Source organism: Aquimarina aquimarini, assembly GCF_900299535.1.
GTDB classification, from domain to species: Bacteria; Bacteroidota; Bacteroidia; order Flavobacteriales; family Flavobacteriaceae; genus Aquimarina; species Aquimarina aquimarini.
Genome location: NZ_OMKE01000011.1, coordinates 99,716 through 121,948, shown reverse-complemented (window position 1 = coordinate 121,948; position 22,233 = coordinate 99,716). Strand labels below are relative to the sequence as shown.

19 protein-coding genes and 1 tRNA gene are annotated in these 22,233 nt (G+C 34.1%); 12 read left to right on the top strand and 8 right to left on the bottom strand.

Annotation, left to right across the window (positions count from 1 at the left end):
- Window positions 1-63: 63 nt before the first annotated feature.
- From DG508_RS06885 to miaB, 6 genes are all read right to left on the bottom strand, one after another.
- Window positions 64-339, bottom strand: a complete 276-nt coding sequence (locus tag DG508_RS06885; RefSeq protein ID WP_103866105.1) for a co-chaperone GroES — start codon at window positions 337-339, stop codon at window positions 64-66.
- Between the two features lie 151 nt (window positions 340-490).
- A complete protein-coding gene (gene secG, locus DG508_RS06880; protein WP_108867431.1) occupies window positions 491-820 on the bottom strand; it encodes a preprotein translocase subunit SecG in 330 nt (109 codons plus the stop codon).
- Window positions 821-827: 7 nt separating this feature from the next.
- Window positions 828-1,784: a hypothetical protein gene (locus DG508_RS06875; protein ID WP_108867430.1), complete on the bottom strand. Its 957-nt coding sequence runs from the start codon at window positions 1,782-1,784 to the stop codon at window positions 828-830.
- Window positions 1,785-1,813: 29 nt separating this feature from the next.
- Complete coding sequence (gene lptE, locus DG508_RS06870) at window positions 1,814-2,320, bottom strand: LPS assembly lipoprotein LptE (protein ID WP_108867429.1); 507 nt, start codon at window positions 2,318-2,320, stop codon at window positions 1,814-1,816.
- Between the two features lie 5 nt (window positions 2,321-2,325).
- A complete protein-coding gene (locus DG508_RS06865) occupies window positions 2,326-3,591 on the bottom strand; it encodes a sigma-54 interaction domain-containing protein (RefSeq protein WP_108867428.1) in 1,266 nt (421 codons plus the stop codon).
- Window positions 3,592-3,624: 33 nt separating this feature from the next.
- A complete protein-coding gene (gene miaB / locus DG508_RS06860; RefSeq protein ID WP_108867427.1) occupies window positions 3,625-5,070 on the bottom strand; it encodes a tRNA (N6-isopentenyl adenosine(37)-C2)-methylthiotransferase MiaB in 1,446 nt (481 codons plus the stop codon).
- A gap of 136 nt (window positions 5,071-5,206) precedes the next feature.
- Here miaB and DG508_RS06855 point away from each other — a divergent pair, with 136 nt between their 5' ends.
- From DG508_RS06855 to DG508_RS06820, 8 genes are all read left to right on the top strand, one after another.
- On the top strand, window positions 5,207-6,013 hold the full coding sequence (locus tag DG508_RS06855; RefSeq protein WP_108867426.1) for a hypothetical protein: 807 nt from the start codon (window positions 5,207-5,209) through the stop codon (window positions 6,011-6,013).
- 110 nt (window positions 6,014-6,123) lie between these two features.
- Window positions 6,124-8,622 carry a type I DNA topoisomerase gene (topA, locus tag DG508_RS06850; RefSeq protein WP_108867425.1) on the top strand — a complete coding sequence of 833 codons (2,499 nt, stop codon included), beginning with the start codon at window positions 6,124-6,126 and terminating at the stop codon, window positions 8,620-8,622.
- An 8-nt stretch (window positions 8,623-8,630) separates the two neighbouring features.
- The gene (locus DG508_RS06845) at window positions 8,631-9,797 is read left to right on the top strand and encodes a formimidoylglutamase (RefSeq protein ID WP_108867424.1); all 1,167 of its coding nucleotides are present in this window, start codon (window positions 8,631-8,633) and stop codon (window positions 9,795-9,797) included.
- A gap of 110 nt (window positions 9,798-9,907) precedes the next feature.
- Complete coding sequence (gene porK / locus DG508_RS06840; protein ID WP_108867423.1) at window positions 9,908-11,281, top strand: T9SS ring complex lipoprotein PorK/GldK; 1,374 nt, start codon at window positions 9,908-9,910, stop codon at window positions 11,279-11,281.
- An 83-nt stretch (window positions 11,282-11,364) separates the two neighbouring features.
- Window positions 11,365-11,997 (top strand): type IX secretion system motor protein PorL/GldL, encoded by a 633-nt coding sequence (gene porL / locus DG508_RS06835; RefSeq protein WP_108867422.1) that lies wholly within the window; start codon window positions 11,365-11,367, stop codon window positions 11,995-11,997.
- 54 nt (window positions 11,998-12,051) lie between these two features.
- The gene (gene porM / locus DG508_RS06830; RefSeq protein WP_108867421.1) at window positions 12,052-13,599 is read left to right on the top strand and encodes a type IX secretion system motor protein PorM/GldM; all 1,548 of its coding nucleotides are present in this window, start codon (window positions 12,052-12,054) and stop codon (window positions 13,597-13,599) included.
- A gap of 19 nt (window positions 13,600-13,618) precedes the next feature.
- Window positions 13,619-14,509: a type IX secretion system ring subunit PorN/GldN gene (porN, locus tag DG508_RS06825; RefSeq protein ID WP_103866117.1), complete on the top strand. Its 891-nt coding sequence runs from the start codon at window positions 13,619-13,621 to the stop codon at window positions 14,507-14,509.
- Window positions 14,510-14,682: 173 nt separating this feature from the next.
- Window positions 14,683-15,726, top strand: a complete 1,044-nt coding sequence (locus DG508_RS06820; RefSeq protein ID WP_108867420.1) for an NAD(P)/FAD-dependent oxidoreductase — start codon at window positions 14,683-14,685, stop codon at window positions 15,724-15,726.
- Here the strand turns inward: DG508_RS06820 and DG508_RS06815 are convergent.
- Entirely contained in the window at window positions 15,721-16,107 is a 387-nt protein-coding gene (locus tag DG508_RS06815; RefSeq protein WP_108867419.1) for a DUF983 domain-containing protein, read from the bottom strand. The two genes, DG508_RS06820 and DG508_RS06815, sit on opposite strands and share 6 nt — an antisense overlap.
- A 57-nt stretch (window positions 16,108-16,164) precedes the next feature.
- Here DG508_RS06815 and DG508_RS06810 point away from each other — a divergent pair, with 57 nt between their 5' ends.
- The 3 genes from DG508_RS06810 (at window position 16,165) to DG508_RS06800 (ending at window position 19,101) form a co-directional block, all read left to right on the top strand.
- The gene (locus tag DG508_RS06810) at window positions 16,165-18,081 is read left to right on the top strand and encodes an ABC-F family ATP-binding cassette domain-containing protein (protein WP_108867418.1); all 1,917 of its coding nucleotides are present in this window, start codon (window positions 16,165-16,167) and stop codon (window positions 18,079-18,081) included.
- A 169-nt stretch (window positions 18,082-18,250) separates the two neighbouring features.
- Complete coding sequence (locus DG508_RS06805; RefSeq protein ID WP_108867417.1) at window positions 18,251-18,709, top strand: MarR family winged helix-turn-helix transcriptional regulator; 459 nt, start codon at window positions 18,251-18,253, stop codon at window positions 18,707-18,709.
- A 209-nt stretch (window positions 18,710-18,918) separates the two neighbouring features.
- Window positions 18,919-19,101: a CPXCG motif-containing cysteine-rich protein gene (locus tag DG508_RS06800; protein WP_108867416.1), complete on the top strand. Its 183-nt coding sequence runs from the start codon at window positions 18,919-18,921 to the stop codon at window positions 19,099-19,101.
- A 125-nt stretch (window positions 19,102-19,226) separates the two neighbouring features.
- Here the strand turns inward: DG508_RS06800 and DG508_RS06795 are convergent, their stop codons facing one another.
- Window positions 19,227-21,644 carry an Ig-like domain-containing protein gene (locus DG508_RS06795; protein WP_108867415.1) on the bottom strand — a complete coding sequence of 806 codons (2,418 nt, stop codon included), beginning with the start codon at window positions 21,642-21,644 and terminating at the stop codon, window positions 19,227-19,229.
- 395 nt (window positions 21,645-22,039) lie between these two features.
- Between DG508_RS06795 and DG508_RS06790 the strand changes: the two genes are divergently transcribed.
- Window positions 22,040-22,112 (top strand) — tRNA-Met (locus DG508_RS06790).
- The last annotated feature ends 121 nt before the right edge of the window (window positions 22,113-22,233 follow it).

Genomic DNA, 22,233 nt, shown 5'->3' with positions numbered 1-22,233 from the left:
TGTGTAAATCCTGAAATACTATTCTTTAGGATTTTGGATTTGTGTTTTTTGTATAGATATTTTTTATACGATAGCAAGGATATCATCCTCACGCATTATTAGATAGTCTTTTCCATCTAATTTTAATTCTGTTCCTGAATATTTTCCGTAAAGTACGGTATCACCAACTTTGACAGTCATATCATGATCTTTTTTACCGCTACCTACAGCAGCTACTTTACCTTTTTGTTGTTTTTCTTGAGCAGAATCAGGAATGAACAATCCTGATGCTGTTTGTGTCTCGGCAGGAAGTGGCTCGACAACCACGCGGTCTGAAAGAGGTTTAATATTTACTCCCATTATATTAGTTTTTATTATTAAAATTAAAATGAAATATTCGAATGCTAGTATTTCAGAAATTATGCCAGTAGAGTGATACTGACAAATTGAAACAAAAAATGCCGACTATATGACAAGTCGACATTTTTGTAATTGTTTTTTTAAAAAGATGTTACTCTTTGTCATCATTGTTGGTTGCAGGAGGCGTTACAGGAGTTTCTACCTGAATGTCTTCTGTGTTTACTTTAGATTCTTGAGTAGCATCTCCACCCATTAAATCAATGTTGGATAATAGGATTAATACTAATAGTAGTGTTGCTAGAGTCCAAGTACTTTTATCCAAAAAGTCTGTAGTCTTTTTTACACCACCTAGTTGCTGTGTTCCACCGCCGCCAAAAGAAGATGATAATCCACCACCTTTTGGGTTTTGTACCATAATTACTATTACTAGTAAAAAAGATACAATCACGATTAATACTAAAAAGATTGAAAACGTTGTCATTATATTGTTATTTATTTTCTTGTAATTTCTTTATTGATCGAATTTGGTCTGCAAAGAAACCACTTTTTTCGGGATTTTTCAAAATTAATATATTGTATGCCTGAATTGCTTTTTTATAATTTTTTTGTGCAAGGTATACTCGAGCCAAAGTTTCTGTCATTAATTCATCTGTAGGAACTACATTTTCTTTAGCAAGATTACGGGCAGGAGTGTTTTTTGCAGCAGGTTGTATTTTGGGGTTGTTAATGATAAACTCATCAATCAAATTGAATTTATCTTTTTGATCGAGTGATTTTTCTGGTTTTATCTCCTCTGTTTCATGCGTAGGAGGTAAGACTTCTTGATCAGTATTTCTATTTACTGGAGTCAAAGAAGTTAGTTTTAACCATTCTGCAAAAGAATGTGTTTCTTTTTTGTTGAAATCTAGAGGTTTGTCAATTTGCAATTCCTCTTTTAAAATCTTGTTTTTATCTTCTGTTGTAAGATTATGTTTTTTTTCTGGAGTAATCGAGTTGGTAGATGCTGCAATTTCTATTTGTTTTGAAGCGCTATTTTCTTTTCTTACAGAGAATAAAGCAGGGTCCAGAACATCTTCTGCCTCTTTTATTTTCATTCGTACAGCATCATCCATTGCTATTCTGGGCAATGCCTTGATCTCCTGAGGGTCAACAACAGTTATTTCAGATTTTTGTTTCTTTTCTATTTCTTGAGAGTCTGTGTCTTTATCAAAAAGATCAGAAGTAATAAAGTCAAATAGAATACTACGATCTGTTGTGTATGCTGCAGTAATTTTTAATTCTTGATTGTATCTGAAACTTTCTTGATTCTTTAATGATTTTAACCATAAAGAACGTGCTGATTGAAAATAAGGAAATGTTCTGACGATTTTTTCCAGAGAATTTGTTTGCTCTTTGTTTAATTGAGCAGGATTCTGAAGCAGGTATGAAAGTTCTTTAATATTCAAAAATTAGTATCTTAATTTAATTATTTTTTTTACCATCGCGCTAAGGTAGCATTAAACATATCTTGGCTAATTCTTTCAAAAATCACATCCATTGCCTGATCTCTTACGTTACTTTCTGATTCAGAAGCTGGATAGTCAAAGAAAAAAGAAAATCGTTGTTCTAGATCTTGAGAAGGGTCTTTTGTGTCATAGAACCTCATATTTACAGCAATAGTTAGTCGGTTTTGTGCAGCAGTTATGTCTGATGTTGCTGTGTTAGGAGAAACATAGTCTTGTACAATTTCACCTTCATAAACAATATCACCACTAGAAGTGGTTAGGCTAAGGTTGGTCTGATTAAGGATCAAATCTTGTAGTTTGTTAGTGAAAACTTGATCAACACCTGGGAAAATTCTTGGGGATTGATTTTGAAAAAAATTAACCTGAAATGTTTTTGTGTCAGCAGAAATATTAGTTCCTGTAAACGAGTATGCACCACATCCTTGGATTAGGATTAATGCAACTAATGCTATTGAGAGGTATTGTAGTTTTTTCATTAATATTATAGGTCGTATTGTTTTATTTTTCGATATAAAGTACGCTCACTGATACCTAATTCTTCTGCAGCAGCCTTACGTTTACCTCTATGTCGTTCTAGTGATTTTTTGATCAATTCTAACTCTTTGTCATGCAGGGATAATGTCTCTTCTTCTTCAATCTCTTCGGCAAAATGATACTTATCCTCTTCTGGGGGTCTAATGGTAATTTGAGGAGATATCTCTAATACTTCAGAAGTTGCTGGTCTGGCTGTAGGCTCTTCAATTTGTATTTCTTCTTCCTTTTTTTGATAAATTTTTTGTATCAGCCCCTCATTATCTTTCTGTACTTGTTGGGTATTGCCGCTTTGCATTAGCTCCATAGTGAGTTTTTTGAGATCATTAAGATCGCTTTTCATGTCAAAAAGAACTTTGTACAAAATTTCTCTTTCGTTGCTAAAATCACTTTCTTTTTTGTCTTCAGCAATTATAGCGGGTAAATTACTTCCTATGTTCGGTAAATATCCATGTAGAGCAGATGCCGTTATTGCTCTGTTTTGTTCAAGGACTGAAATTTGTTCTGCAATGTTGCGTAATTGTCTAATATTACCACTCCAATGATATTTTTCTAATAATAGAACAGCATCATTATCCAGGCGGATAGTTGGCATCTTGTATTTTGTAGCAAAGTCAGAAGCAAATTTTCTGAATAATAAATGAATATCTTCTTTTCTGTCTCTAAGTGGTGGTAAAAGAATCTCTACGGTACTGAGTCGGTAATAAAGATCTTCTCTGAACTTTCCTTTTTTGATGGCTTCAAACATATTGACATTTGTAGCAGCCACGATACGAACATCAGTTTTTTGAACTTTTGAGGATCCTACTTTGATAAATTCACCATTTTCTAGTACTCTAAGTAATCTAACTTGGGTGGTAAGAGGTAATTCTCCTACTTCATCTAGAAAAATAGTTCCGCCACTGGCAACTTCAAAATAACCATTTCTGGTTTGGGTAGCTCCTGTAAAAGCTCCTTTTTCGTGACCAAAAAGCTCACTGTCTATAGTTCCTTCTGGGATTGCACCACAGTTTACAGCAATATACTTGCCGTGTTTGCGATGAGATAATGAGTGTATGATTTTAGGAATACTTTCTTTACCAACACCACTTTCTCCGGTGACTAGAACTGAAATGTCTGTAGGTGCAACCTGAATTGCTTTTTCTACAGCACGGTTTAGTTTGGGGTCGTTCCCTATAATTCCGAATCGTTGTTTTATGGCTTGAATTGATTCCATTTTCTTTTTTGTATAGTAGACTGTTGCTTATAATTAGTTATTATCAGAGTATCCTATGGCTTCTCCTAATAAGGTAGCACTGGTGCATTCATCAATGCGAACCAACACAAAATCACCTATTTTATAATCTTTTTTAGGAAATATAGCTACAATATTTTTTGTAGTTCTTCCGCTCCAGTGTTGGTCAGATTTTTTTGACTCTTTTTCAATTAAAACTTCAAAAGTTTTTCCAATATAGCTTTGATGTCTATATGCACTATGCCTTCGTTGTGATTTTATAACCTCTGCAAGCCTTCTTTTTTTGGTCTCCTCAGGAACATCATCTTCCAGTTTACGCTCAGCAAGGGTTCCAGGTCTTTCTGAATAGGCATACATATACCCATGTTCATATTTTACATACTCTAGTAGTGATAAAGTATCTTGATGGTCTTCTTCTGTTTCTGTTGGAAAACCAATGATCATATCTTGTGTTATTGCACAATCAGGAATTATTTTCTTTATATCATCAACAAGTTTAATATATTCTTGACGAGTGTGTAATCGATTCATTTCTTTAAGAATTCTATCGCTTCCACTTTGTATCGGTAAATGTATGTGTTTACATATGTTTTTATGTTTTGCCATAACATTTATCACATCCAGAGTCATATCTTGAGGATTCGATGTAGAGAAACGAATTCGTAATTTTGGATATCTTTCTGCTGTCATATCCAGAAGTTTAGCAAAATCTACAGCCGTTGCTTTTTGAAAATCGCTAGCTTTTTGAAAATCTTTTTTCAAACCCCCGCCATACCATAAATAACTGTCTACATTTTGTCCTAACAAGGTGATTTCTTTAAAATCACGAGAGACCAAATCATTTACTTCTTTAAGAATACTTTGAGGGTCTCTACTACGTTCTCGACCTCTAGTAAAAGGCACAACACAAAAGGTACACATGTTATCACAGCCACGAGTAATAGAGACAAACGCCGATACACCATTACTTTGTAACCTTACAGGAGCAATGTCTCCATAGGTTTCTTCTTTAGAGAGAATGACATTGACTGCATTGCGCCCTGAATCTACTTTTTCGATCAGATTAGGGAGGTCTTTATATGCGTCAGGACCAACCACTAGATCTACTATTTTTTCTTCCTCTAGAAACTTACTTTTTAATCGTTCGGCCATACATCCCAATACGCCTACTTTCATCTTGGGATTGGTTCTTTTTACAGCATTGTATTTTTCTAATCTTTTTCTGACTGTCTGCTCTGCTTTTTCACGAATAGAACAAGTGTTTACAAGTACTAAATCTGCATCTTCTAGATTTTGTGTAGTGTTAAAACCTTCTTTAGCAAGAATAGAGGCGACAATTTCACTATCGCTAAAATTCATCTGGCAACCATAGCTTTCTATAAAAAGCTTTCGTTGGTTTCCTTTGTTTTGATCTAAGGCAAGTGGTTGTCCTTGTATGCTTTCATCAATAATCTTCTCCATAAAAAATAATTCCTTCTTAATTGAGGTCAAATAGTGTGCAAAGATACTTTTTAATACGGTTTGTGACAAAGTGTCATGGGTTTAATTTGTAAAAAATATATATTTGATCTGGTTTTTAATCCATAAAAAAGTATATATGATATCAAATAACCTCTTTGAGAGAATAGATAATAGCAAGCCGTTAGACTTTGGAGGAATTTTTAGTAAAAGTATAGAGCTTTTCAAAAAAGTGTGGGTGCAAGGATTTATTCATGTGATAATACCTCTGGCTATAATGTTGGCTATGTTTGTGATTATGTATTTGGTGGTGTTTGTTGGAGGTTTTGGTATTGTAGGGTTTACAGGGATTTTTGCAGAAAACATGGATGTGGATTTTGATGAGGATCTAGTAGTAGGTATTGTGGCTGTAATCTATATGATTTTATTTGCTTTATTGATGTTGGTTGTTTTGATAATCCCAGTTTCTATGACGTTTGCATTTACAGCCCACTTTTTTGTAGTGTGCAGACAATCGGATATGGAAATGGCTGAAAAGACGGATTATTTTATGTTTTTGAAAGGGAAATATCTTAGGAAGACAATAACATTGTCATTGATATTAATTGGAATAATTGTGTTAGCATGTCTATTATGTTTTTTTCCTGTTATTTATGTGATGGTTCCAATTCAGTTAATGATGGTTATATATGCGTTTAATCCTGATATGAGTGTTTCTGATCTTGTTAAGGCAAGTTTTAATTTAGGTAATAGGACTTGGTTGATTTCTTTTGGTTTAATTTTTATCTCTATTATGTTGGTTCAAGTGCTAGGTTATGTGACCTGTGGGTTAGGATCATTTTTTATAAGTTCGTTTACATATATACCAATTTATTATATATATAAAGATTCTTTAGGTTTTGAAGATGGTGAATTCGAGAATGACGAAACACCGTTGTTAAAATAAAATAAAAGAGGAACCTGCTGATCAGCAGGTTTTTTTTTGAACTAATTTTCTGATAAAGAATCTTGATATCAAAAAATTGATATACTTTTGTTGTCAGAAATTAAAGGACTATGGCTAAGAATTTAGTGATTGTGGAGTCGCCTGCTAAGGCTAAAACAATAGAAAAATTCCTTGGAAAAGATTATACGGTTGCATCCAGTTTTGGGCATATTGCAGATTTACCTGCAAAAGAGCTAGGGGTTGATGTTGATGGAGATTTTAAACCTAAGTATATCGTTTCCAAAGACAAAAAAGATGTTGTCAAAAAACTAAAGGATCTTTCTAAGAAGGCTGAGATGGTATGGCTAGCTAGTGATGAGGATCGAGAAGGAGAAGCTATTGCATGGCATTTGGCAGAGACACTTAAATTAGATAAAGAGAGGACTCGACGTATTGTTTTTCACGAGATTACCAAGAATGCAATCTTAAAAGCTATAGAGAACCCTCGTTCTATTGATTATAATTTGGTAAATGCTCAACAAGCTAGGCGTGTTTTGGATCGTTTAGTAGGATATGAGCTATCTCCTGTTTTATGGCGTAAAGTAAAAGGAGGGTTATCAGCAGGAAGAGTGCAGTCAGTCTCAGTACGATTAATAGTAGAAAGAGAACGAGATATACTTGGTTTTAATCCAGAAGCTTCATTTAGGATTGATGCAGAGTTTTGTAACCAAGCGGGGAAATCTTTTAAGGCAAAATTGCCTAAAAATTTTAAAACGAAAGAAGAAGCTCAGGCGTTTTTGCAGAAAAATATAGGAGCTTCTTTTGCTGTAGGAGACCTTTCTAAAAAGCCTGCAAAAAAATCACCAGCGCCACCATTTACAACGTCAACCTTACAACAAGAGGCGTCAAGGAAATTGTATTTCTCAGTGAGTAAAACAATGACTATGGCACAACGGCTGTATGAGGCAGGATTGATTACATATATGAGAACTGATAGTGTGAACTTATCTGCAGAAGCTCAAAATGGAGCAAAAGCAGAGATTGATTCTGCTTATGGGAGTGAGTATAGTAATCCAAGACAATATAAAGGAAAGACTAAGGGGGCTCAAGAAGCTCACGAAGCAATACGCCCAACAGATTTTTCTAGACATAGTGTGAATGTAGATTATGATCAGCAGCGATTGTATGAGTTGATCTGGAAACGTGCTATAGCCTCACAAATGAGCGATGCTCGATTAGAGCGAACTAATGTGAAAATTGATGCTAATACACATAAGGAGCAGTTTTCTGCAAGTGGAGAAGTGATCAAATTTGAAGGATTTTTGAAGGTGTACCTTGAAGGTAATGATGATGAAGATGAAGAGCAAGAAGGGATTCTGCCAGAGATGAAGATAAGAGAAAATCTATTTAATAATTATATTACAGCGACCCAAAGATTTACAAGGCCACCTAGTCGTTATACAGAAGCGTCGTTGGTTAAGAAATTAGAAGAATTAGGAATTGGGAGACCATCAACATATGCTCCTACAATCTCAACTATTCAAAATAGGAATTATGTAGAGAAAGGAGCCAAAGAAGGAGAGTTGAGAGGGTATGTTCAGATGGTTCTTTCTGGAGATGCTGTGGAAGAGAAAAAACTTTCAGAAAAAGTAGGTAGTGATAAAGGTAAGTTGATACCAACCGATGTAGGTATGGTGGTTAATGATTTTCTTGTGAATCACTTTGCATCTATTCTTGATTATAATTTTACAGCAAAAGTAGAACAAGATTTTGATGAGATAGCAGAGGGTCAGGAAGATTGGACCCAAGTGATGAGGGAGTTTTATCAAGAATTTCATCCAAGGGTTGAAGATGTTGCGCAAAATGCAGAAAGAGAAGTAGGAGAGCGTATTTTAGGAGAGGATCCTGCTACAGGTAAAGTGGTGAGTGTGAGGCTTGGTAAGTTTGGTCCAATGGTTCAGATTGGTACAGCTGATGATGAAGATAAACCTAGGTTCGCAAGTTTGCCTCCAGGACAAACGCTTAGTAGTATTACTTTTGAGGAGGCGATAGATTTGTTTCAGTTGCCAAAAGAATTAGGAGACTATAAAGGAGAAACGATAGTTGTAAATAATGGTCGTTTTGGTCCTTATGTAAAATTTGGTGAAAAATTCGTTTCGTTAGAAAAAGGAGAAGATCCTTTGCAAACTACGTTAGATAGAGCAATAGAGCTAATAGATGCTAAAGAAAAAGCAGACGCTCCTATATACACATATGAAAATCTTCCTGTTCAAAAAGGGAAAGGTCGATTTGGACCATTCATTAAATGGAACGGAATGTTTATTAACGTGAACAAAAAATATGATTTTGATAACTTGTCAGACAATGATATTGTAACTCTTATTGAAGAGAAAAAGCAGAAAGAGATTGATAAGGTGATCCATAACTGGGAGGAAGAAGGAATTCGTGTAGAGAAAGCCAGATGGGGGCGAAGTAATATTATAAAAGGCAAGGTGAAAATTGAATTGCCAAAAACAGTTGACGCTTCAAAATTGACTTTGGATAAGGTGAAGGGTCTGATAGAAAAGAATGCTCCTAAGAAAAAAGCAACAAAAAAGAAAACAACAAAAAAGGCCACTAAAAAGAAATAAATTAATCTATGTCTTTTGAATTTCTTGTACCTGTTAGTGATTCGGTTATCGAGTATATTGAACCACTTTCTGATTACGCATTAGGAAAACAAATTAGAATTCATACACTTGATGATGGGATTCCAGATCTAGAAAAAACAGATATTGCTATTCTGGGAATTCAAGAAAACAGAAATGGAATTAATGCTCTGGAGGAAGAAGGATTGGATTTTTCTTCTATCCGTAAGGCATTCTACGAGCTTTATCCAGGAAATTGGAATACAAACATTGTAGATCTTGGAGATATTATTGCGGGTAATGAGGTTAGTGATACGTACTATTTGGTTCAAGAAGTGTTGTCAACCTTACTGGTCAAAAATATAATACCTGTAATTATTGGTGGTAGCCAGGATTTGGTATACGCACAATACAGGGCATTTGATGTGTTTGAGAGAATGGTTAACCTAGTAAATGTTGATAGTAGGTTTGATTTAGGAAACTCATCTCAGCCAATAACCAATACTTCTTTTGTTGGTAAAATTATAGTAGAACAACCGTATAATCTGTTTAATTATAGTAATATAGGGTATCAAACGTATTTTAATCCTCAAGATGAAATAGATCTTATAGAAAAGTTGTACTTTGATGCTTGTCGTTTAGGAGAAGTTATAGCAGATGTTACTGTGGTTGAGCCTATAATGCGTGATGCAGATATCGTTGCTGTGGATTTAGGGGTTATGAATGCTACAAGTCTTAATGGGTATACAGCCTCCCCTAATGGTTTTGATGGAAGAGAGATTTGCGCGATTTCAAGATATGCTGGAATTAGTGATAAAGTAAAAAGTTTTGGGATTTATGAATTCAAGAATTTTGAAAATGAAGCGGCGGCATCGTTACTGATAGCTCAAATGGTTTGGTACTTTGTAGAAGGAGTGAATTACAGATCAAATGAGATTGATATAAAGAATCTAAAAAATACATTGCATTATAACGTTCCTGTAGAGGAGGAAATCTTGTCTTTTTATAAAAGTGTAATGACTGGAAGATGGTGGATTGAGATACCATTTATTTCGTCTGGTAATAATAAATTGAAAAGACATACGTTATTACCTTGCACATACGCTGATTATGAGCGTGCTTGTAATCAAGAAATCCCTGAAAGATGGTATAAGGCAAAACAAAAAAACGAAGTTTAACATTTTTATTAGGCAGATTTAAGGTTTTTTTTGGAAAAAAATTGTTTTTCTGGAAATAAATAAATAGGTTTACGTCCTTAAATCTAGAAGATCTTAACCTAAAATACATTATGAAGAAAATTGTATCACTCTTTGCTATTTTAGCAATGCTCTATAGTTGTGGTGGAGGAAGCCGAGGAGAACTGGTAGGAGCGCAAGGAAAAAAATGGCACCCTCAAAAACCATATGGTATGGCCCTCATCCCCGGAGGATCGTTCATTATGGGTAAGTCGGATGATGACAAAGCTGCTTTGGCAAACGCGCCAACCAGAATGGTTACGGTTCGTTCTTTCTACATGGATGAGACCGAGATTACTAATAGTGAATATAGACAATTTGTAAGTTGGGTACGTGATTCTGTAATTAGAATGCGACTTGCAATAATGGCTGATGAATTAGGTAAAGCACCTGGTGATGATGGTATTGGAGAATTTGCATTTCTAGATGCAGATACTGTGAATATGTCTGTCTATGAGAAGTATATGTATGATAATTATAGCGGGATGGGCGAGACTGGCTATGAAGGAAGGAAGCTTAATAAAGATATGGATATTGAGTGGAATGTTGAAGATTATCCAGATGAGTATTACGCAGAGGTTATGGATACAATGTATATTCCATTAGAAGAATCTTACAATGGAAGACGTACACTAGATGTAAGTAAGTTTGAGTTTAGATTTACTTGGATGGATATCCAAGCAGCCGCTAGAGCAAAGAAGGGTGGAAGAAAAGATTTTGTAAAAGAAGAAGTAATAGAAGTATATCCTGATACTACTGTGTGGATCAAGGATTTTAACTACTCATATAACGAGCCGATGCACAATGATTATTTTTGGCATAGTGCTTATGACGACTACCCAGTAGTTGGAGTTTCTTGGGAGCAAGCAAAAGCTTTCTGCCGATGGAGAACTATTGAAAAAAATACCTTTCAGAAGAAAAAAGGTAAAGAATTTGTAAACTATTTCAGATTACCTACAGAAGCTGAATGGGAGTACGCTGCTAGAGGAGGTCTTGAATCAGCTACTTATCCTTGGGGAGGCCCTTATGCATTAAACGACAGAGGTTGTTTCTTGGCAAACTTTAAGCCCCTAAGAGGAAACTATGCTGCAGATAATTTTCTATATACTGTAGAAGCTAAAACATTTGATCCAAATGATTATAACCTGTATAATATGGCAGGGAATGTATCAGAATGGGTACAATCATCCTACGATCCTGGAGCATACGAATACGTCGCATCAATGAACCCAAATGTCAATGATGATGATAATAAACGTAAAGTAGTACGCGGAGGATCCTGGAAAGATGTTGCTTATTTCCTACAGGTAAGCACCAGAGATTACGAATATGCTGATTCTGCAAGAAGTTATATCGGATTTAGAACCGTTCAGGACTATATGGGTACTGACGTAACTGGAGAAGATAATACTAAGAATCAAAAATAAGTCCCAAAATTTTCTATCAACTTAATTACTAACCTTTTTTTAAAACTTTAAGATTTAAAAAACAAAAACAAAACAAATTTATTATGGCAAATTCAAAAGCAAGCAAAAAATTAATGAACATGGTTTACGGTCTGGGAGCAGCCGTTGTAATACTAGGTGCACTATTTAAAATTATGCACTGGCCATTTGGTAATCAGATGCTTATTGTTGGTTTGGTTACAGAAGCATTAGTATTTACTGTGTCTGCATTCGAACCAGTAGATGATGAATTAGATTGGTCTCTTGTATATCCAGAATTAGCTGGAGGAAAAGGAAGAGATAAAAAGAAAGAGCAAGACGCTAGTCCAGAAGGATTATTATCTAAAAAATTAGATGACATGCTAAAAGAAGCTAGAGTAGATTCTAGTCTTATGAGTAGTCTTGGTGAGAGCATTCGTAATTTTGAAGGAGCTGCTAAGAATATTTCTCCTACTGTTGATGCAATGCAAGGAACAAAGAAATATAGTGAAGAAATGGCTAGTGCTGCGTCTAACTTAGAATCTTTGAATAGTTTATACAAGGTACAGTTAGAATCTTCTTCTCGTCAAGCTGAAGCTAATCAGGCAATTGCTGATAATGCAGCTAAGCTTAAAGACCAGATGGAAAGTCTTGCTAGTAATCTTTCTTCACTTAATGGAGTATATGGTGGTATGTTAACTGCAATGAACAGAAGTTAACATTTGTATTAATTAATATTTTATAAAAAATAACTACCAAAATCTAAAAAGAATATGGCAGGAGGAAAACTATCCCCAAGGCAGAAGATGATTAACCTGATGTATCTGGTTTTCATCGCAATGATGGCATTAAACATGTCAAAGGAAGTGTTGTCGGCTTTCGGTTTGATGAACGAAAAATTAACAGAGTCTAATGTAATTTCTACAGAACGTAACACTGCTTTTATGGCAGGACTTGCAGAGAAAGTTACAGAACAGCCTGAAAAATATACCCCATTAAAAGAAAAAGCTGATCAGATCAGTGCATTATCAAATGAGTTTAATGCATATATAGATCAGATTAAAGCAGAAATCACTAACGGATTAAGTGATGCTACAGATTACGAAACAATGGATAAGTCACTAGCTTTGGATGAAAAATTCTTTAAAGGTGGTAAAAACACTCCAGCGGCTCAAGAATTTGTAGATAACATTGCTAAGTACAGAGACGGTGTTGCTGCAGCGATTAAAGAAGTGAAAGAGGTAGAGGATAAAGTTGCTGAAGGTATCGTTCAGACATTTTCTACATCTGATGTAAAAGATAGAGATGGAGTTACCAAAAAATGGCTAAATTATAACTTTGAAGGATTTCCTTTAGTAGCATCATTAACCAAGCTTACACAAATGCAAGCTGATGTTAAAGCTACTGAAAGTAAAGTGCTTTCTGCATTGTTAGCAGGACAACAAGCTTCTGAGCTATCATTTAGTAACTATGAGGCGATTGTGGTACCAGATAAAACAGCTTTCTTTAGTGGAGAGAAGTTTAAAGGTAGAATAGTTTTAGGACGTTTTGATGCTACGCTTAAGCCAACCAAAGTAATGGTAAATGGTAAAGAGCAAACAGAAGTTAAGAACGGACAAATTATGCTTGATTTCCCTGCAGGAAACGTAGGAGAAAGAGAAGTAAAAGGAGAGCTTCAGTTTAAAGAAGGAGATTCTATAGTTTCTATACCTATCCAGAGTTCTTATGCGGTAATTCCTAAACCTAATTCAGCAGTAATATCTGCAGATAAGATGAATGTAGTATATCGTGGGGTTCAAAACCCAATGACGATTTCTATTCCAGGAGTGCCTGCAGTAAGTGCTTCAGCACCAGGCCTTAGAAAAGCTGGAGGAGCAGGAAAATATATGATGAATGTTACTAGTGTAAAAGCTCGTGAAGTAAGTATTAAGGTAAGTGGTAAACTGCCAAATGGTACTACTGTGAGTGATAGTAAGAAATTTAGAATTAAAGGAATTCCAAGACCTGTTGGAACTGTACGTGGAGAAGATGGATCTATAAAAATGGCTAGAAATGCATTAGAGATTTCTTCTGTTGGTGCAATCCTACCTGATTTTGATTTTGATATAAAATTAAAAGTAACAGGATTTAAATTTAAAGTAGAAGGACAGCCTACAGTAAGAGTTCCTGGAGGAAGACTTAATGCTAAAGCAAAATCTGCTTTACGTAAAGCTAAAAGAGGTTCTTCTATTCAGATTATTGATATAAAAGCACAGTTAGCTACCAATTCTGGATATAAATTGAAAAAAATATCTCCAGTTGTTGTAGAGTTGACCAATTAAAAAATAAACTTACGTAGTTATGAATTTGAGAAATTTTGTATTAACCGTTTTTGGTCTATTGGTTTCTTCTCTTTCTTTTGGGCAGACAAATGTTTTGAATGCAAGTAACCCAGAAGAGATTGGAATAAAGACAGATGAGCAGATATTATATGATAATGATCATCCATTAGAATATGGGTACGTTGATAAGCGTGATATATTATGGTCTAAGACTACATGGGAAACAATAGATCTTGATGAAAGAATCAATTTTCCATTGTATTATCCTATAGATACTTTTAATATTGGAGCCAATCGTCGTTCATTGTATGACGTTTTGGTAAATAATATTAGAAATGGGAAAATCAAAAATATTTACTCAGATTCTTACTTTAATGAGACACGTACATTTGAAGATTTACAATCAACAATGTCTAAAATAGATACTACTGATCTTGGTTATGAGCAATATAATGCAGGAGAAGAAGTGGACCCTCAATATATTAACAGAAGAGATATTAATTCTGCTGATATTGCTGAGTATAAAATTAGAGGATATTGGTATTTTGATAAACGTTTAGGTGAGTTAAGATACAGATTAATCGGTTTAGCACCAGTTGCTCCTGATGTGAATTTTATCGATGACGATGAGCCAGATATGGTTGCATTGTTCTGGATCTGGTATCCCGATGTGCGAGAAATTCTTCATAATGCAATGGCATTTAATAGAAAGAATACTTCAATGCCTTTTACTTATGATCACATTCTTAATGCAAGACGTTTTAGTTCTGTGATTTATAAAGAAGATAATATTCAAGGTGACCGTGAGATTAAAGATTATGTGGTTGATAACGCTTTGATGCAACTTCTAGAGAGTGAGAGAATTAAAGAAAACATACGTAATTTTGAAATGGATATGTGGAGTTACTAGTAACCCATATTTTTTCAACGATTTATACAAAACGCCCAACAATAGTTGGGCGTTTTGTTATTTTTGAATAAAACTAAATAATAATTATGCTTTTTGTATTACTTAATTTTAACACGTATTGTTTGAACTTTGTAATAAATAATAGATATAGTAAAATCAAAAAAAAGTAAATAATGCTAGATTATATTGTTGTAGGGTTCGGGTTGTCTGGAATGTCTTTTGTTGAAGAATTAGAAAATAATAATAAAACATATAGAGTATATGAGGATTTCTCTCAAAAATCATCTAGAGTTGCTGGAGGGTTGTATAATCCTGTAATTTTAAAACGTTTTACGCTTGCCTGGGAGGCTTCAGAGCAGATTAAAGAAGCAATTCCTTTTTATAAAAGCATAGAAGCCAAATTGAATAAAAAATTAGTTTCTGAGCTTCCTGTTTTAAGAAGATTTAATGCAGCTGAAGAACAAAATAAATGGATAGAAGCTGGTGATAAACCATTGTTAGGTGAATTTCTTTGTCCAGAACTAATTAGAAATGAAAATGAACATTTGGATATCCCGTTTCATTACGGAAAAGTAAAACATACAGGTAAGATTGATATTAAAACTATGCTTTCCTCTTATGCAGCGTATCTTGAAGAAAAAAATGCTTTTTATAATCAGCCCTTTGAATATGAAGATGTGGTGGTAAAAGAAGGCTTTATTGAGTATAGAGGAGTCCCATGTAGGCATATTGTATTTGCAGAAGGGTTTGGTTTAAAAAAGAACCCTTTTTTTAATCATTTACCATTGTATGGTAATAAAGGAGAGTATATAATAATTAGATCGCTTGAATTAAAGCTAAAAGAGGCTGTAAAGTCTTCTATATTTATTATTCCTTTGGGAGATGATTTGTATAAAGTAGGGGCAACGTATAATAATGAAGATAAATCTGCAGAGATAACAACTACAGCAAGAGAAGAGCTAGAAAAGAAGCTACAAAAGTTTTTAAAAGTAAATTATGAGGTGATAGGTCAAGTATCAGGGATACGTCCTACAGTTAGAGATAGAAGGCCTTTGGTAGGAACACACCCTCATAATCCAAGTTTTCATATCTTAAATGGGTTAGGTAGTAGAGGTATACTTATCGCACCATCTGTAGCTAAGCAACTATACGCTCATATAGAGTTGGGAGTTTCTTTAAGTAAAGAAATAGATAGCAATCGTTTTGATACGTTATGATAGTTTTTTTTCTTTCTTATAGTGCATAAATAAGTTGATCCATATATTTCTGGATAACCTCATAATAACTGGCATAAAGCCTATAAGTGTTGCTACAATTGAGAAAAATGAATATAAAAGCCCTAATTTTAGAAAAAAATGGCTAATCACAAAAGCAGCTACCGCAAAAGCAATTCCAACTCCGTAGCTTATATACATAGCTCCATAGAAAAAGGAAGGTTCTATTTTGTATTTAGTATTACAATGGCTACAGCGTTCTTGCATTTTTAGAGTTTGACTTAACTTATAAGGATTTGCTTCTGTATACATACTTTCGTTATGACATACGGGGCAACTACCTGTTAGTATACTATAAATTTTTGTTCCTTTTAAGAAATTCATAAGCGCTTTTATTCTAACACAAAATTAATCATCTTTGCACAAAATATTCAAAAGCTGATGTTAAACATACATAACTTATCGATTTCGTTTGGAGGAGAGTACCTTTTTGAAGAAATAAGCTTCAGATTAAATACAGGAGATCGAGTAGGATTGATAGGAAAAAATGGTGCAGGAAAATCAACCATGCTCAAGATTTTATCTAAAGAGCAAGAGCCTGATTCGGGGCAGATAGCCATGGATAAAGAGGTGAAAATTGGTTTTCTAAAACAAGATATAGATTTTGTATTAGGGCGTACTGTTCTTGATGAAGCTTATGAAGCTTTTATAGATATTAAGAATGCAGAAAGAGAAATTGATAAAATCAATGCTCAACTAGCAGAGCGCACAGATTATGAAAGTGAGGAATACAATCAATTGATTACTGATTTAAGTGATCTGACACATCATTATGAAATTCTAGGAGGGTATAATTACCAAGGAGAAACAGAAAAAGTCCTACAAGGGCTTGGATTTATGAGAGAGGATTTTGATAGATTAACAGATACTTTCTCTGGAGGATGGCGTATGCGAATTGAGTTGGCAAAACTCTTATTGCAAAATAATGATATTTTGTTGCTCGATGAGCCGACAAACCATCTAGATATAGAATCGATTATATGGCTTGAAAGTTTTTTAAGAAATTATGCAGGAGTTGTTGTCATTGTATCTCACGATAAAATGTTTTTGGATAATGTGACCAATAGAACAATAGAAATCTCTTTAGGTCGAATTTATGATTATAATAAGCCATACTCTGAGTATTTAGTGCTTAGAGAAGAAGTAAGAGAACAACAGCTTGCAACTCAAAAAAATCAATCCAAGCAAATAGAGCAAACAGAAAAACTCATAGAAAAGTTTAGAGCAAAAGCTTCTAAAGCTTCTATGGCTCAATCGTTGATTAAAAAATTGGATAAAATAGAGCGTATAGAAGTTGATGAGGATGATAATGCAGTGATGAATGTTAGTTTTCCTATCAGTGTACAACCAGGTAAAGTTGTTATAGAGGCAGATGGAGTAAGGAAAGCTTACGGAGAGAAACAAATTTTAAGTGATATTGATTTATTGGTAGAACGAGGTTCTAAAATTGCTTTTGTAGGGCAGAATGGTCAAGGTAAAACAACATTAGCAAAGATTATAATCAATGAAATATCTCATGAAGGAGTTCTTAAACTGGGGCATAATGTGCAGATAGGGTATTTTGCTCAAAATCAATCTGAATATCTGGATGGAGATATAACGATTCATGAGACCATGATCAATGCAGCAAACGAAAAGAATCGAAGCAAAGTTAGGGATATGCTAGGTGCATTTTTGTTTAGAGGAGATGAAGTTGATAAAAAAGTAAAAGTGTTATCAGGAGGTGAGCGTAATAGATTAGCATTATGTAAGCTACTTTTAGAGCCTTTTAATGTATTGGTGATGGATGAACCTACCAATCACTTAGATATTAAATCAAAAAACATCCTGAAAGAAGCATTACAACGTTTTGAAGGAACATTAATTCTTGTGTCTCACGATAGAGATTTCCTACAGGGATTAACTAATACTGTTTATGAATTTAAAAATAAGCAAATCAAAGAGTATCTGGGTGATATAGACTTCTATTTAGAAGAACGAAGAGTAAATGACCTGCGTGATATCGAAAAGAAAGATAAGGTTGTAAAAACGGTTTCAGATACCAAAGAAACGGCCAAAAGATCTTATGAAGATCAAAAAAAGATAAAGTCGCTTAATAATAAGCTAAGTAATGTTGAGTCTAAAATTAATAAGCTAGAAAAAGAAATCAAAGAAATCGATGTAGAACTTGCTATCAACTATGATGAGACTATTGCGCAACCAGATTTTTTTGATAAGTATCAAGCAAAGAAAGACCTGTTGTTATCTTTGATGGAAGATTGGGAAGCGTTACAAGAAGAGATAGACTCAATAAAATAGGTAGCAAGGCGTTCTTTGTTTATAAAGTATGTATATGTCTATGGCATATATTATCTTTAAGTTATCAGAAAAATGAGATGTTACTTTTGTGATATTTTTATCACCAGTTGAAGGAACAACTAGATTTTTATAGATATTTTTGTATTTAACAAACTAAAAAACAGTATTTATGAATGACATAAAAGCTATAGATTTAAATGCTCATGCATTATCATGGGTAGGTAAAATTCACTATGATTTTGGGTTTTTAGTTCAGAAAGCATTTAGAGAAAATGGATTAGATTTGTCTAAAGAGCAATGGAGTGTATTAAAACGTTTGCATGTAAACGATGGACAACCGCAAAATGATTTGGCTTTTATAACACATAGAGATAAAACATCTATGACTCGATTGGTGAATACCATGGAGAGTAAAAATTTGGTGATTCGTAAAAGTGATGAAAATGATAATCGAATAAATCGTATTTTTCTTACTGATTATGCTAAAGAAGTGATTCAAAAAGTACAACCCATTATGTATGATCTTATACCTGCAGTTCAAGAAAGCTTGGATGAGAAAGAAATTAAGGTTTTGGTCACTGCACTACAAAAAATAAAAACCAAGATAGCAGAAATAGCAGAAGGATAGGACAAAAAAATGTTGTCTTCTGTGCATTTCTTTATAAAGTAATTTAAACTTTTTGGATTGAAGCGAAAATTCATGATTTTTTGCTGTTTTGAAGCCTTTTTCGAGTTGCATAGCAGGGCTACGGAAGGAAAAAAAGTCGAGTAAAGGGTGAAAAAGCATCATTTTCTAGCCAATTGAAAAAGTTTAAACCATTTCTATATGATTAAGTAATGTTTGAACATTTTTTTCAGTGCCCCTATTGTTGGGAAGAAATATCCATGTTACTGGATCCTTCAGTCTCATATCAAGTATATATTGAGGATTGCGAAGTTTGTTGTAACCCTATAGAGGTTCATCCTAGATTTGAAGATATTCAACTGTTTTCGTTTGAAGCATTACCTATAGAACAATAACTATATTTCTGAATAAAAGAAAAAATAAAACCGATTAGAAACTTCAATTTTCTAATCGGTTTTTGCTTAATCATAGTAGGTAATGACTAAATACTAAATGCAGTACTTTTTCTGTAAATCGAGTTTTATTCTATAAAAAGAGTTCCACTAGTCTTTTTGTTATCCAATAAGAGGTTATATAGATATAAACCAGATTTCAAATTACTCATATCAAAAGTAAGGGTGGTTTTACTACCTTTTTTTAGTGAAACATTAGTTTGTTCAAACACTTTTACTCCTGTAGGGGTAAAAATTTGTAAAGTAAAAGAAGAATCATTGATTGGAGTATCAATTGACACTGCAAGATGATTATCCGTTATTGGATTTGGGTATAGATTTATATTGTTTGATGATTCATTATTTCTTTGTAAGCCAAGAGGAGACCTGTTTTGAAGTCCATCTAGATATATTCTTACAGGGTTAGAAAAAGAGAAATTATCATATTCATCCCAGTTTATAGACCAACTCATAACTCCTCGTAGGTTGGAGTATGTTTGGTTTAATTGATACTGTCCTCCAAAAGAAGTTCCTTTTATAAGATAATCCATTGCTTTTATAACACCATCAGGTCCTGTATACCCGCCACCAGCTTGTACAAAAGCGGGGACTCCTATTAATATTTGATCCTGTCGTAGAGGGGGGAAAAAATAACTTTGATTTTTTGTAATAGGAAATCCTTTGAGTAGCATATCTACTAGAGAAACATAAAAATCTGAATTTCCCATAGCATATGCCTGATCGTCCAAAGCAGTTATAGATCCAGAATTGTAATACTGTACCTGTAAAAAAGTCAATTTATCACGTAGTGCGTGTATTAATGGTAAATAAGCACCAGCTCGCCTGTCTGCACCTTGTGATATTCCACCATAAAAAGCATATCCTAATTGTACAAAAAATGTCTCTGGAGCCATTGTTAGGATAAAATTGTTTCCAAAATGAGTACAAATACTTTTTACAGCATTGATGGTATTTACGATAACAGGAGTTGTTGGGTTAGCAAAATCATTATCACCAAAATCAAGAGATAACGATTGCCCCTCAAAATCAATGTCCATTCCATCAAAACCATACTCCTCGATAATAGAAATCATTGAACTTGTAAACTTATCTCTAGCAGATATAGAGTTGAGTCGTACAGTTCCTTCTGCCCCACCAATAGAAATAATAACTTTTTTGCCTTGGCTTTGCAGTAATAAAATATCAGATTTAAAATCAGCTACACTATAATTTATGGTGTTGAATACAGGATCTAACTGAAAACCAATTTGTCCATCAGTAGACGAAACAGTTGGTACAGCAAAAGAAACATTAATGACATCCCAATTAGGATTTATATCTCTAAGCTTACTGATACCAGAACCATTCTGAAAATTATGCCAATATCCATTCAGTATTCGTGCTGGTAAGGCGCCATTACCTCCTCCTGTATCTCTTCTTATAGATACGATAGGTGATGTAGTTGATGCGCCTTTGTCATCAGTAGCAATAGCAGTAAGTGAATAACCATTTGCACTAGTGGTTAGGGTAAATGAATAGGGAAGAGTTGTGTCTTCTCCTAGTTTGGTTGTGCCATCAAAAAACTCCACTTTTGTTATAGTGCCGTCGTTATCTGTAGCATTTGCAGTAATTGTTATAATGTCACCTAAAGCATAAATAGTTCCATTATTGGGAGCAGTAATATTTACATTAGGAGGTGTGTTTCCTCCAGAACCCCCACAATTTCCAGTTTTAACCCATGCATCTTCCCAGTGAGCTCCTGTTCCTGGGGCATAGGCCCAACCAGAGCTAGATGAGCACCATCCTGCTATTTTACATTCGTAAATCATATTTTCATTTTGTACACTTTCTCCTTGGTCATAAGGATTTCCTTCTACATATTGAGGTAAACCATTACAAGTATTTCCTCCAGTACCCGCAGGTGTAACCATAACAGAAACTGATATAGATGTAGTTGATGCTCCTTGGTTATCTGTTGCTACGGCAGTAAGATTGTAACTCCCCACTATGGGAGTGTTGATGCTAAAAGTATAAGGAGTAGTAATATCTTCTCCAAGTAAAGTGTTGTTGTTAAAGAATTCAACTTTTGCAATACTGCCATCTTGATCACTGGCATTTGCTGTAATGGTAATTGTAGTACCTTCTTCAAAGGATGAATTATTTGTAGGAGATGTAATATTTATTGTAGGAGCAATATTGTTGTTCCCGCCACTACAAGCCCCTAAAGATTCCCACGCACCGTAAGGTTGTGAGTTGGTTGATGGATTCATATTTCGATTCCACCATTTGGCTTTATATCTACTATTATTATGTTTTATAATTTCACCGCCAGTATATATCTGGTCCGATGACCAAGCAGTTATAGTCGTACAATTATCTTGAGTGAAAAATGTGTTTTTACTTGGTAAAAGATGAAGCTCTTTGGCGTGAAGATTAGTAAGAGTACTAATAAAACATATTAGAAATATATTTAAAATTAAATTTGTAAGAATAGGTATTGGTTTCATAATCTATAGAGTTTGTATTAATAGTGAGATTATAAGGTAAGAATATGTGAAATGTTTTTACAACAAAATAGCTAAATGACAGCTATTTATCGATTTTCAGAGCTGAACGGCTATAAAAGGATTAAGTATTGAACACGATTAGTGTTTTAAATTCAGTAAAAAAAGCACTTCAATTATTCCAGATTAGAGTTTCTTGTAAATGAATTTTATTAAAGTGTTTGCTGTAAGTGTGTTATGGTTTTTTTTATTTTTTTTGTAAAAATAGTATTGTTTAAACTAAAAAGGATTGTATATTTGCACTCCGATTAGGAAATGATATATGAAGAGGATGTAATCGGAAAGTTCATATAAAATGACATTACAATCAGATTTCTTCTGATTTATACAATATACATCGCGGGATAGAGCAGTAGGCAGCTCGTCGGGCTCATAACCCGAAGGTCACAGGTTCGAGTCCTGTTCCCGCTACTTTTAAAAAGCTAAAACTTTGATTTTCATTGTTTTAGCTTTTTTGTTTTCCATCTAATTCATCTAAAAAAACTCATTTTTTGCCTTAAAAGGTGTGTAACTTTCCAATTCTCTACCCGAA

Excerpts from the sequence above, each read along its gene's own strand:
- DG508_RS06885 (WP_103866105.1), bottom strand. The coding sequence starts at position 339 with ATGGGAGTAAATATTAAACCTCTTTCAGACCGCGTGGTTGTCGAGCCA.
- secG (WP_108867431.1), bottom strand. The coding sequence starts at position 820 with ATGACAACGTTTTCAATCTTTTTAGTATTAATCGTGATTGTATCTTTT.
- lptE (WP_108867429.1), bottom strand. The coding sequence starts at position 2,320 with ATGAAAAAACTACAATACCTCTCAATAGCATTAGTTGCATTAATCCTA.
- DG508_RS06865 (WP_108867428.1), bottom strand. The coding sequence starts at position 3,591 with ATGGAATCAATTCAAGCCATAAAACAACGATTCGGAATTATAGGGAAC.
- miaB (WP_108867427.1), bottom strand. The coding sequence starts at position 5,070 with ATGGAGAAGATTATTGATGAAAGCATACAAGGACAACCACTTGCCTTA.
- DG508_RS06855 (WP_108867426.1), top strand. The coding sequence starts at position 5,207 with ATGATATCAAATAACCTCTTTGAGAGAATAGATAATAGCAAGCCGTTA.
- topA (WP_108867425.1), top strand. The coding sequence starts at position 6,124 with ATGGCTAAGAATTTAGTGATTGTGGAGTCGCCTGCTAAGGCTAAAACA.
- DG508_RS06845 (WP_108867424.1), top strand. The coding sequence starts at position 8,631 with ATGTCTTTTGAATTTCTTGTACCTGTTAGTGATTCGGTTATCGAGTAT.
- porK (WP_108867423.1), top strand. The coding sequence starts at position 9,908 with ATGAAGAAAATTGTATCACTCTTTGCTATTTTAGCAATGCTCTATAGT.
- porL (WP_108867422.1), top strand. The coding sequence starts at position 11,365 with ATGGCAAATTCAAAAGCAAGCAAAAAATTAATGAACATGGTTTACGGT.
- porM (WP_108867421.1), top strand. The coding sequence starts at position 12,052 with ATGGCAGGAGGAAAACTATCCCCAAGGCAGAAGATGATTAACCTGATG.
- porN (WP_103866117.1), top strand. The coding sequence starts at position 13,619 with ATGAATTTGAGAAATTTTGTATTAACCGTTTTTGGTCTATTGGTTTCT.
- DG508_RS06820 (WP_108867420.1), top strand. The coding sequence starts at position 14,683 with ATGCTAGATTATATTGTTGTAGGGTTCGGGTTGTCTGGAATGTCTTTT.
- DG508_RS06815 (WP_108867419.1), bottom strand. The coding sequence starts at position 16,107 with ATGAATTTCTTAAAAGGAACAAAAATTTATAGTATACTAACAGGTAGT.
- DG508_RS06810 (WP_108867418.1), top strand. The coding sequence starts at position 16,165 with ATGTTAAACATACATAACTTATCGATTTCGTTTGGAGGAGAGTACCTT.
- DG508_RS06805 (WP_108867417.1), top strand. The coding sequence starts at position 18,251 with ATGAATGACATAAAAGCTATAGATTTAAATGCTCATGCATTATCATGG.
- DG508_RS06800 (WP_108867416.1), top strand. The coding sequence starts at position 18,919 with ATGTTTGAACATTTTTTTCAGTGCCCCTATTGTTGGGAAGAAATATCC.
- DG508_RS06795 (WP_108867415.1), bottom strand. The coding sequence starts at position 21,644 with ATGAAACCAATACCTATTCTTACAAATTTAATTTTAAATATATTTCTA.